Source organism: Halobaculum sp. XH14 (assembly GCF_032116555.1).
Lineage (GTDB): Archaea > Halobacteriota > Halobacteria > Halobacteriales > Haloferacaceae > Halorarum > Halorarum halobium.
Genome location: NZ_CP134949.1, coordinates 2,986,673 through 2,998,214, shown reverse-complemented (window position 1 = coordinate 2,998,214; position 11,542 = coordinate 2,986,673). Strand labels below are relative to the sequence as shown.

General features: G+C 66.8%; 10 protein-coding genes. All 10 read left to right on the top strand.

Annotated elements, in window-relative coordinates; all coding sequences use genetic code 11:
• The first annotated feature begins 96 nt into the window (after positions 1–96).
• The 10 genes from RJT50_RS15275 (at position 97) to RJT50_RS15230 (ending at position 11,264) form a co-directional block, all read left to right on the top strand.
• Complete coding sequence (locus RJT50_RS15275; protein WP_313692439.1) at positions 97–1,128, top strand: ABC transporter permease; 1,032 nt, start codon at positions 97–99, stop codon at positions 1,126–1,128.
• Positions 1,125–2,060: an ABC transporter permease gene (locus tag RJT50_RS15270; protein WP_313692438.1), complete on the top strand. Its 936-nt coding sequence runs from the start codon at positions 1,125–1,127 to the stop codon at positions 2,058–2,060. Before RJT50_RS15275 ends, RJT50_RS15270 begins: the two co-directional genes overlap by 4 nt.
• Positions 2,057–3,217 (top strand): ABC transporter ATP-binding protein, encoded by a 1,161-nt coding sequence (locus RJT50_RS15265; protein ID WP_313692437.1) that lies wholly within the window; start codon positions 2,057–2,059, stop codon positions 3,215–3,217. The genes RJT50_RS15270 and RJT50_RS15265 overlap by 4 nt, the downstream gene beginning before the upstream one ends.
• Positions 3,214–4,263 carry an ABC transporter ATP-binding protein gene (locus RJT50_RS15260; RefSeq protein WP_313692436.1) on the top strand — a complete coding sequence of 350 codons (1,050 nt, stop codon included), beginning with the start codon at positions 3,214–3,216 and terminating at the stop codon, positions 4,261–4,263. Before RJT50_RS15265 ends, RJT50_RS15260 begins: the two co-directional genes overlap by 4 nt.
• Positions 4,260–5,360, top strand: a complete 1,101-nt coding sequence (locus RJT50_RS15255) for an S-methyl thiohydantoin desulfurase family protein (RefSeq protein ID WP_313692435.1) — start codon at positions 4,260–4,262, stop codon at positions 5,358–5,360. The genes RJT50_RS15260 and RJT50_RS15255 overlap by 4 nt, the downstream gene beginning before the upstream one ends.
• The gene (locus RJT50_RS15250) at positions 5,357–6,907 is read left to right on the top strand and encodes a hydantoinase/oxoprolinase N-terminal domain-containing protein (protein ID WP_313692434.1); all 1,551 of its coding nucleotides are present in this window, start codon (positions 5,357–5,359) and stop codon (positions 6,905–6,907) included. The genes RJT50_RS15255 and RJT50_RS15250 overlap by 4 nt, the downstream gene beginning before the upstream one ends.
• Positions 6,907–7,983 carry an S-methyl thiohydantoin desulfurase family protein gene (locus tag RJT50_RS15245; RefSeq protein WP_313696042.1) on the top strand — a complete coding sequence of 359 codons (1,077 nt, stop codon included), beginning with the start codon at positions 6,907–6,909 and terminating at the stop codon, positions 7,981–7,983. Before RJT50_RS15250 ends, RJT50_RS15245 begins: the two co-directional genes overlap by 1 nt.
• 3 nt (positions 7,984–7,986) lie before the next feature.
• Positions 7,987–9,120 carry an S-methyl thiohydantoin desulfurase family protein gene (locus RJT50_RS15240; RefSeq protein ID WP_313692433.1) on the top strand — a complete coding sequence of 378 codons (1,134 nt, stop codon included), beginning with the start codon at positions 7,987–7,989 and terminating at the stop codon, positions 9,118–9,120.
• A 95-nt stretch (positions 9,121–9,215) separates the two neighbouring features.
• On the top strand, positions 9,216–9,749 hold the full coding sequence (locus RJT50_RS15235; RefSeq protein WP_313692432.1) for an Lrp/AsnC family transcriptional regulator: 534 nt from the start codon (positions 9,216–9,218) through the stop codon (positions 9,747–9,749).
• A gap of 495 nt (positions 9,750–10,244) precedes the next feature.
• Complete coding sequence (locus tag RJT50_RS15230; protein WP_313692431.1) at positions 10,245–11,264, top strand: two-component system sensor histidine kinase NtrB; 1,020 nt, start codon at positions 10,245–10,247, stop codon at positions 11,262–11,264.
• The last annotated feature ends 278 nt before the right edge of the window (positions 11,265–11,542 follow it).

The window sequence follows — 11,542 nt, the reverse complement described above, 5'->3', positions numbered from 1 at the left end:
GATCGCGAAAACCCGTCCGCGGTTCGACGGAGTTCGGAGCCACACGTCGGCCCACGGCGTCGGAGCCGCCGACTCGCCCCGCGTGGTGAGGGGAGCATGAAGTACTACCAGTACTTGATCCGGCGGTTCACCGGGATGATCGCGAGCCTCGCCGGGCTGTCGGTCATCATCTTCGCGGTGTCACGGATCCTGCCGGGGAACCCGGCGCGGATGGCGCTGGGTCCGACGGCCTCGGAAGCGCAGGTCGAAGAGTTCGCGAGCGAACTGGGACTGGACGAGCCGCTGCCCGTTCAGTACGTCGACTACCTGCAGGGCCTCCTCGTCGGCGATCTGGGGATGAGCCTCCAGACCCGAAGCCCCGTCGCGAACGACATCCTCTGGTACCTTCCGGCGACGCTGGAGCTGATCTCGCTCGCCATGGCGTTCACGATCGTCTTCGGGATCTTCCTCGGGGTGGTCGCTGCCAGCGACAAGGACGGGGTCGTCGACAACGCGACTCGCCTCGTCTCGTTCGTCGGGGTGAGCGTGCCGGGCTTTTTCATCGGCATCGTGTTCCAGGTCGTGTTCGGGTACCTCCTCCAGTGGTTCCCGATCACGGGCCGGCTCTCACGCGGGTTCGAGGAGGAGGTGACCCGACAGACCGGGTTCATGCTCGTCGACACGCTGTTGGGCGGTCACTGGGCCGCACACGTCGACGCCTGGATGCACCTGCTGTTGCCCGCGCTCGCGCTCTCGATGGCCGGGATCGGTCAGATCATGCGCATCACCAGATCGAGCATGATCGACGTCCAGCGGAAGGACTACATCGAGGCCGAACGCGGCCTGGGCCTGCCGAACTGGCTCGTCGTCTACAAGTACACGCTGAAGAACGCGTTCATCCCCACGCTGACGATCCTGGGGCTGCTGTACGCGTCGCTGCTGGGCAACGCGTTCCTCATCGAACTCGTGTTCAACTTCCCGGGGATCGCCTCCTACGGCGTGCAGGCGGTCCTGGCGAACGACTTCAACGCGATCGTCGGCGTGACGATGACGATCGGCCTGGCGTTCGTCCTCGCCAACCTGGTCATCGACCTGCTGCTCGGCCGCGTCGATCCGCGGATCCGACTCGCGATGGAGGAATCGACATGAGCGGTGACACGGCACGGCCCGGCGCATCCGAACCCGAATCCGAGCGCCTCAGCTGGCTCGACAAACGCTTCCCGCCGTCGCGGCGGGACTCGTGGGCCCGTGCGACGAAGCGCTTCGTGAGCCGGCCGATCAGCGCGGCCGGCCTGGCGATCGTCGGGTTCGTCGTGACGATGGCCGTCTTCGCGCCCGTCCTCACTCCACACCCGGAACACGCCGGCGCGTTCACCGACTTCGCGAACTCGATGCAGCCGCCGAGTCTCGAACACCCGTTCGGGACCGACCAGAGCGGCCGCGACGTGTTCAGCCGGGTGATCTTCGGCTACCGGCTGTCGCTCCTGATGGTCGCGGTCGTGCTCGGGATCGGCGTCCCGACCGGCGTCCTCCTGGGCCTGGTGGCCGGCTACTACGAGGGGATCGTCGAGACCGTCATCATGCGGGCGACGGACGCGTTCCTCGCGTTGCCACCGCTCGTGATGGCGCTCGCGATCACGTCGGCCCTGCAACCGACGATCACCAACGCGATGCTCGCGATCGCGTCGCTCTGGTGGACGTGGTACGCACGGCTGGTACAGAACCTCGTGGCGAGCGAGCGAAACGAGGAGTACGTCGCCGCGGCGGAACTCGCGGGGGCCTCGACGCCGCACATTCTGTTCCGGGAGATCCTGCCGAACTGCCTCTCGCCCATCCTCGTGAAGGTGACACTCGACGCCGGCTTCGTCATCCTGATCGGCGCCGGGCTGTCGTTCATCGGCGTCGGCGTCCAGCCGCCCCAGCCGGGGCTCGGGACGATGGTCAGCGACGGGACGACGTATCTCCCGGACGGCTGGTGGGTGAGCATCTTCCCGGGCGTGGCGATTCTGGTCGTCGTGATGGGATTCAACATGATCGGTGACGGACTGAGAGACCTGTTCGACGTGGAGGTACAGCAATGAGTCGCGCCGGTGACGGGGAGCCGATCCTCTCGGTCGAGGACCTCCGCGTCCACTTCGACTCGTTCGACGGCACCGCGGAGGTGATCGACGGCGTCGACCTCACGGTGAACGAGGGCGAAGTCGTCGCCGTCGTCGGCGAGACCGGCTGCGGGAAGTCCGTCACCATGCGGTCCATCCTCGGCACGCTCCAGCAGCCCCCGGCGCGGATCCCGACCGGCGAGATCTCCTTCAGGGGCCACGACCTCCTGAACGCGTCGAGAACCGAGGTGGACCGGATCAAGGGACGGGATATCGGGATGATCTTCCAGGACCCGATGTCGTCGCTGAACCCCGTGTTCACGGTCGGCGAACAGCTCACCGACACGGCCCAGTTCGGCGGCAACCAGAACGTGGGCGTCCTCGAGTACCTCCGCCGCAAGCACCTCGACGGTGACCGTGCGGGGGCTCGAAAGCGGGTGCTGGAGCTCCTCGAGGAGGTCCAGATGCCCGATCCCGAGCGCATCCTGGACAGCTACCCGTCCCAGCTGTCGGGCGGCATGTCCCAGCGGGTGCTCATCGCACAGGCGCTCCTCAACGAGCCGGACCTCCTCATCGCCGACGAGATCGGGACCGCCCTCGACGTGACCATCCACGACCAGGTGCTGGACCTGCTCAGGGATCTCATCGAGGAGCGGAACCTGTCGCTGCTGATGATCACCCACAACCTGGGCGTCGCACGACAGCTCAGCGACCGCGTGTACATCATGTACGCCGGTCGGATCGTGGAGACGGCGCCGACCGAGGAGATCTTCCGGGACCCGAAGCACCCGTACACGCAGGGCCTGATCGCGTCGATCCCCAAGCTGACCGGGGAAGCAATGGCCGACGGGATCGACGGGTCGATCCCCGAGTACATCGGTCCCCCCGGCGGCTGTCGGTTCGCGGCCCGGTGCCCGTACGCTCACGACCGATGTGAGACCGAGCGACCGGAACTCCGGCCCGAGCCCGGAGGCGAGCACGGCGTCGCGTGCTTCCTCTACGACGAGATGAAGCCGGCTCCCTACGAGAAGCCGACGCTGCAGGACACCCGCGACAGGATGCGTGAGTCCTCGCCAGCCCCGGCCGCGACGACCGTTCCCGAGAGTGGGCCCGACGGGTCCACGGGGGACGTCGAATGAGCGATCCGCTCCTCTCGGTTCGGGACCTGGAGAAGTACTTCCCGATCAAGTCGGGGCTGTTCCAGCGCACCACGGGCCACGTGAAGGCCGTCGACGGGGTGTCGTTCGACATCGAGCGAGGCGAGACGCTCGCGCTGATCGGCGAATCGGGAAGCGGAAAGAGCACCGTCGCGGAGACGATCATCGGCCTCAAGCGGGCGACCGGCGGCACGGTCACGTTCGATGGGGAGGACGTCACGGACCTCTCGGACTCGGAGCTCGAAGCGCTCCGGACGAAGGTCCAGATGGTGTTTCAGGACCCGACGTCCAGCCTGAATCCGCGTCGGACCGTCGAGCAAACCCTCGAGGTCCCGCTGAAGGCACGCGGCGTGGCCCGTGCCGATCGGGTCGATCGGATCGAACGCCTGCTCGAACGAGTCGAGTTGAACCCCGAACATCGCCACCGCTACCCGCACGAGTTGAGCGGCGGGCAGAAACAGCGGATCAACATCGCCCGGGCGATCTCGATCGAACCCGAGCTGTTGATCCTGGACGAACCGACGAGCGCGCTCGACGTGAGCGTGCAGGCGAAGATCGTTCGCCTCCTGGACGACCTGCAGGACGAGTTCGATCTGACGTACCTGTTCATCACGCACGACCTCTCGCTCGTGCGGAACGTGGCGGAGCGCACGGCCGTCATGTACTTGGGTCAGATCCAGGAACGGGGACCGACCCGGCGGCTCTTCGAGCAGCCACACCACCCGTACACGCAGGCGCTCCTCTCGGCGATTCCGGTGACGAGCGAGGACGAAGAGGCGTACAAACCACACCAGGAGCGTCTGGAGGGCGAGATTCCGAGCCCGGAGAACGTCCCCTCCGGCTGTCGGTTCCACACGCGCTGTCCGTACGCGACGGACGTCTGTGAAACCGACCGCGTGCCCCTGCACTCCATCGACGCACACGGCGAAGCTCGCTGCCACATCTACCACCCGGAGCACGCCGAGGCGTTCGAGGACGCTCCCGCGGTGGAACCGGTGGCGGCGACCGAGCGGACACCCAACACATGAGTAACGACACGATCACACGCGAGGACCTTGCGGACCTCGCCACGGGTGCCACGGTTCTCGGCACCGGTGGCGGGGGGGACCCGTACATCGGCCGGCTGATGGCGGAACAGGCGATCGAAGAACACGGACCGGTCGAACTGCTCGACCCGGCGGACGTTCCGGACGACGAACTCGTCGTCCCCAGCGCGATGCTGGGGGCGCCGACGGTCATGGTCGAAAAGATCCCCCACGGGGGCGAGGCAGTCGCGGCGTTCGAAGCGCTGGAGCGGTCCATCGGGCAGGAGGCCTACGCGACCATGAGCATCGAGGCGGGCGGGCTCAACAGCACCATCCCGATCGCCGTCGCCGCGGCGCTCGAGATCCCGCTCGTCGACGCGGACGCCATGGGACGCGCGTTCCCCGAAGTCCAGATGGTGACGCTCACGCTGGGCGGGATCGAGGCGACCCCGATGGCGATCGCCGACGAGAAGGGCAACTCGGTGTTCGTCGACACGAAGACGAACGAGAAGGCCGAGCAGTTCGCCCGCACGTTGAGCATCGACATGGGCGGCTCCTGCATGATCGCGACGTACCCACACACGGGGACACAGCTCCGGGAGCACGGCATTCTGCGGTCGATGTCGTACGCCCGCGACATCGGGGAGACGATCCGGGAGGCACAGGAGGCGTCCGCGGATCCGATCGACGCGCTCGTCGAGTTCGTCGACGGCTACGAACTGTTCGATGGCAAGGTGAAGGACGTCGCCCGCCGGACGGAGGGCGGCTTCGCCGTCGGGGAGGCGACGATCGACGGCCTCTCGGCCGACGAGGGGCGGACGCTCACGCTCGACTTCCAGAACGAGCACCTCGTCGCGCGCGACAGCGAGCGCGGCGTGCTCGCGAGCGTCCCGGACCTCATCACGGTCCTGGATTCGGAAACCGGCGACCCGGTGACGACGGAGGGCCTGCGGTACGGCCAGCGCGTCACCGTCATCGGCATGGAGTGCTCCGAGAAGTGGCGCACGCCGGCCGGGCTCGAGCTCGTCGGGCCGGAGTACTTCGAGTACGACATCGACTACGAACCGATCGAACACATTCACACTGAGCACGACAAATGAACGGATACAGACTCGGCATCGACGTAGGTGGCACGAACACGGACGCGGTCATCCTCGACGAGGACGACTCCCCGATCACGCAGACCAAGCGCCCGACGACGGAGGACATCACGACCGGCATCGTCAACGCGCTGGACGACGTGCTCGACGCCGTCGCGTTCACGGCGGACGAACTCGAGTACGTCATGCTCGGGACGACACACGCGACGAACGCCATCACCGAACGGCGGGGGCTGAACGACGTCGGCGTCATCCGACTGGGCGCGCCGGCGACCGAGAGCGTTCGGCCGCTGCTGGAGTGGCCCGACGATCTCGAGGCCGCGATCGGCGGGAAGACCGCGATCCTCGACGGCGGACACGAGTTCGACGGCCGGACGCTCAACGACCTCGACGAAGCGCAGGTTCGGGAAACCGTCCGGGAGTTCGGCGACGCCGACTCGTTTGCGGTCACGAGCGTCTTCTCGCCCGTCCGCGAGGATCACGAGGAGCGCGTCGCGGAGCTGATCCACGAGGAACTCGGCGAGGACGTCCCGGTCTCGCTGTCGAACGAGATCGGGAGCGTCGGCCTCCTGGAGCGTGAAAACGCGACGACGCTGAACGCGGCGCTCACGAGCGTCGCGGACGAGGCCGCCTCCGCGTTCCTCGAGGCGATGGACGAGCGCGGGATCGAGGCACAGCTCTACTTCGGCCAGAACGACGGGACGCTGATGAGCGTCGAGTACGCGCTCGAGTACCCCATCTTCACCGTCGCGAGCGGCCCGTCGAACTCCGTTCGCGGGGCGGCGTACCTCTCGGGCGTGGAAAACGGGATCATCGTCGACGTCGGCGGGACCACCACCGACGTCGGCGCGGTGACCGACGGGTTCCCCCGCGAGAGCAGCGTCGCCGTGGAGATCGGCGACGTCAAGACGAACTTCCGGATGCCGGACCTGATCAGCATCGGGATCGGGGGCGGGTCCCACGTGACCCGCGAGGGCGACGACGTCACCGTCGGCCCACAGAGCGTCGGCTACCGGCTGACCGAGGAGAGCCGTTGCTTCGGCGGGGAGACGCTCACCGCGACCGACGTCGAGGTCGCGAGCGGGTCGGTCGACATCGGCCCGGAGTCGCCCGACGTGGACGCCGAGACGATCGAGGGCGCTCGCAGCCACATCCGCGACCGCGTCGAGCAGGCGGTCGACCGGATGAAGACGAGCCCCGAACCGGTCCCCGTCGTCGTCGTCGGCGGGGGGAGCATTCTCGTTCCCGCCGACCTGGAGGGTGCCAGCGAGGTGTACATGCCTGACCACTACGAGGTGGCGAACGCGGTCGGGGTCGCCATCGCGCAGGTCTCCGGACAGGTCGACCGCATCTTCAGCCTCGACGACCAGACCCGGGACGAGGCGCTCGAAACCGCGAAATCGGAGGCGACCGAGAACGCGGTCGGGGCCGGCGCGGCCGAGGAGACGGTCGACGTCGTCGACGTCGAGGAGGTGCCGCTGTCGTACCTCCCCGGGAACGCGGTCCGCATCAAGGTCAAAGCCGCGGGGACGCTCGGCGACGAATGATGCTCGTCGAGGAAGCCGACGTCGAGGACGTCGCCCTCGGTGCGACGGTGCTCGGCACGGGCGGCGGCGGCGACCCGAACGTCGGGAAACTCGTCGCCAAGCAGGCGATCCGTGAGCACGGCACGGTGGAGCTGATCGACCCGGCGGAACTGGACGATGACGCGCTGGTCATCCCGACCGCGCAGATGGGTGCCCCGACGGTGGCCGTCGAGAAGGTCCCCGGCGGCGGCGAGCCTGCCGCGTCGCTCGAACGCCTCGAACGAGAACTCGGGACGGAGGCTGACGCCACCATGCCCATCGAGTGCGGGGGGATCAACTCCACCTTCCCGTTCGCGGTCGCCGCCCGCAAGGGGATCCCGCTCGTCGACGCCGACGGAATGGGGCGGGCGTTCCCCGAACTCCAGCACGAGACGTTCAACATCTACGGCGTCGACGGGACGCCGGCCGCGGTCAGCGACGAGCGCGGGAACGTCTGCCTGCTCGAAACGGAGTCCAACGCCGAACTCGAGTGGCTCGCGCGCGGGCTCACCGTCCGGATGGGGGGCGTCGGCTACGTCGCCGACTACCCGATGTCCGGGGCGGAGGTGAAAGACACCGCGATCCCGGGGACGATGTCGCTCGCGTCGGAGCTCGGTGCCGCGGTCCGGTCGGCCGGCGAGGACGTCGTGGACGCGATCCGCTCGGTGACGGCCGACTCGATCTACGGCGAGGCCACCTCGCTGTTCGAGGGGAAGATCGTCGACGTCAAACGCCGCAACGAGGGGGGGTTCGTCCTCGGCCACGTCGAGCTCGCGGGGCTCGGCCAGGATCACGGCTCCTCGATGCGGATCGAGTTCCAGAACGAGAACCTCGCCGCGAAACGTGACGGGGAGTACGTCGCCACCGTCCCGGACCTCATCACGGTCCTGGATCGCGAATCTGGCGACCCGATCCCGACCGAACGCTTGCGGTACGGCGCTCGCGCTCGCGTCCTGGCGATCCCGACCCCCCCGATCATGCGCTCGGAGGCGGCCCTCGACGTCTGGGGGCCCCGAACGTTCGGCATCGAAACCGACTACACCCCGCTCTCGACCTGACACATGTCATCAACACACGATACGACGGCTCCCACCGTCTCGACGATCCGAACGGACGACCTCGAGTGGCTCGCCACCGGCGCCGGCATCCTCGGCACGGGCGGCGGCGGCGATCCGCGGCTGGGTCGCTTGCGGCTCCAGACCATCTTCGAGGACGACGCCCACCCCGACCACGTCGAGATCATCAGCCCGGACGATCTCGACCCCGACGCGACGGTGACGAGCGTCGGCGGGATGGGCGCTCCGACCATCAGCCGGGAGAAGTTCTCGAGCGGCGACGAGGACCTCAACTCGCTTCGCGCGATCGAGACGGCAGCCGGCGAAACGGTCGACGCGGTCATCCCCGGCGAGATCGGCGGCGCGAACAGCATCGCCCCGCTGTGCGTGGCGGCCCTCGCCGAGCTGCCGGTCGTCGATGGCGACGGCATGGGGAGGGCGTTCCCCGAGCTCCAGATGGACACGTTCTTCATCTACGGCGCGCCCGTCAACTACGGCGCGAACACCGACGAACACGGGAACAGCGTCGTGTATCAGGACATCCAGAGCCCGTCACAGCTCGAGACGTTCGCGCGCTCGATCACCGTGAACATGGGCGGCCGCTCGGGCTACGCGTGCCCCCTGATGGACGGGTCGTTCGTCGGCGAGTACGCGATCGCTGACACGGTGTCGCTGGCCCGCGAGCTCGGCCGCCGTGTCCATCAGAGCCGGGAGGGGGCCGGCAGCCCGATCGCCGCGATCGAAGACACGCTCCACGCGGAGTCGCTGTTCACCGGGAAGATCGTCGACGTCTTCCGTCGCAACCGTGACGGGTTCGCGTTCGGCGAGGTCTCGCTCGCGGCACTCGAGGGCGAGGAGTCGCTGTCGATCGAGTTCCAGAACGAGTTCCTCATCGCGCGTGACGCCGCCGACGACGTCCTCGCGTCGGTCCCGGACCTCATCTGTATCGTCGACAAGGACACCGGGGCCCCGATCACGACGGGATCGCTCCGATACGGCCAGCGCGTCACCGTCCTCGGCGTGCCCGCCCCGAACCTGTTGAAATCGGACGCGGCCCTGGACGTCATCGGGCCGGAGGCGTTCGGGTACGACATCGACTACAGCCCGCTCTCGGACCACTCCGTGATCGGGAGACACTGACGAACCACGGCGACGTACTTACCCAGAATTATACCAATGCACCGTAACACGTCGGACGCCACGCAATGACGTCCACTCCATCAGAGCCCGAGCCGATGCCGGAAGACGACGAGAGCGACTCGCACGCCGACTCGATCCATCGAGCGCTGCTGGAAGGATACCTGGACGAACACGACTACAGCATCTTCCGGGCGCTGAACGAGAACGGCCGGATCTCGGACACGGAGCTCGCAGAGCAGGTCGGACTATCGCGGACCGCGGTCCGCCGACGCCGGGAGAACCTGCTGGACCGCGGCGCCGTGGACGTTCACGCCGTCATCGTGCTCCAGGAGCTCGACCTCGCGTACGCTGACGTCCTCGTCAAACTCGACTCGAGTGCCACCGCCGAGGAGCGGGACGAGCTCATCGGCGCACTGATCGACGAGGAGCTCATCTACTCGCTCGACTCCTGTCTGGGGACCTACGACCTGTTCGTCCGCCTCTGGCACGAGACGCTCCACGACGTGAAAGACTACACGTGGGAGCTGTTCGAGGACGCGTCGATCATCGAGGAGTACGAACTCGTCCCCATGGTTCACACGTGGAAAGCGTGGGACAAGGAACTCGACCACCCGACCGAGGATCGCTGACGTCGATGGCAGGTCGCTGACGCACCTGAGACCTCGGTGCTCCGCCACCGTCTTCGGCACCGCAGCACCGTGCGTTCGACGGTCCCGTGATCGGCGCGGTGATCACTGCGGGCGTTCCGTTTTCCACCCACGGTGGCCGGCCGGTCGGGCCCAGTCGATACGATGTTGGTTTCGTGCGATCGTCCCGCCCGTCGAGTTGTTCACACGCGTACCTATCGTGAAAAGGACAACTCAGTTATCAACGTATGTAACTCTCTACAGTTGGATTCCAACTGACTACCATCCTGGAACGAGCGTCGGGAGCGGTCGGCACGTCGAACTGGCTCACGGGTGGGCCATCCGGATTCGAACGGGGGAGTACGTCGATCGAACCCGATCCGGAACAAGTGGCTCGATATCCATCGTCATCTCCGAACCATTCAAATTTTGATATATATCCGAGGGAAGCAGTTTTGCGATAAGCGTTAACTGTGTACATCCATTGCTCGCACGGTGATGGACTCTCCGCTCCCGCGGATCGACGACGACGTCTATCGGACGCTCGTTGAAAACGCGGCCGAAGGGATGTTGACCATCGACGAGGAGAGCGACATCGTGTACGCGAACCCGGCGGTCGAGGACATCCTGGGGTACGCGCCCGACGAACTGATCGGGAGTTCGAAGATGAAGATCATCCCCGATCGGCTCGAACCGGTCCATGCTGCGGCGCTCGACTCCTACGTCACGACCGGGGAGCGGAACATCGACTGGGGTGGCATCGAACTCCCCGCCCTCCACAAGGACGGCCACGAAGTTCCGACGCTGATCAGTCTCCGCGAACACGAACACGGTGGCGACCAGTACTTCACGGGCATCATCCGGGACATCTCCGAGCAGCGACGACGAGAGGACCAGCTGCAGGCACAACGAGACCGGCTGAACGAGTTCGCTGATATCCTGACACACGACATCCGAAATCCGCTCTCGGTCGCGCAAGGCTATACCGAACTCGCACGGGAGACCCACGACAGTCCGGAACTCGAGCGAGTCGCGGACGCGCTCGATCGGATCGACGATCTCGTCGACGACGTCCTCGAACTCTCGAAGGAGGGCCACTCCGTGGGAGACGCCGAGTCCGTTGGTATCGCGGACGCCGTCCACGAGTCGTGGAACAGCGTCGAGACGCACGGGGCGACGCTCCAGCTCGAAGACGAACTGGGATCGATCACCGCCGATCGCAGTCGCTTGCGGGAACTGCTCGAGAACCTGTTCCGCAACACGATCGACCACGCCGGAGCCGACGTCACGGTTCGTGTGGGACGGCTCTCGGGAGACGCGGGACTGTACGTCGCAGATGACGGGCCGGGAATCCCGGAGCCGGTCCGGGCAGACGTCTTCGAGCACGGCTATTCGACGACGGAAGACGGGACCGGCTACGGACTCTCGATCGTCACCCAGATCGTGGAGGGACACGGCTGGGAGATCACACTCGCGGAGAGCGCGGAAGGCGGAGCACGGTTCGAACTCACGTGGTGAGAGCCGACCGAGAGCCGCCGTCAGATTGACCAGAGACTGCGTTCCGGGAGTTGGAGGGTGGATCTCCTCACAGAGACGGTGAACCGCGTGGAGCGGGCGGCCGGGGCGATTCCGACTGCTGTTCGCCTGCACGGACTGCCGTGGACGGCTGAGCGGGCGAAACGGATGGCCGTCGCAAGCACGCGATCACCGTGAGGTTCCGGGTCGTCACGCCGCCCTCCGTCTGATCTTGGCGGGGTTGTCCGCTCCCGCCGGGTGGAGAGCGGAGTAGCATGCCC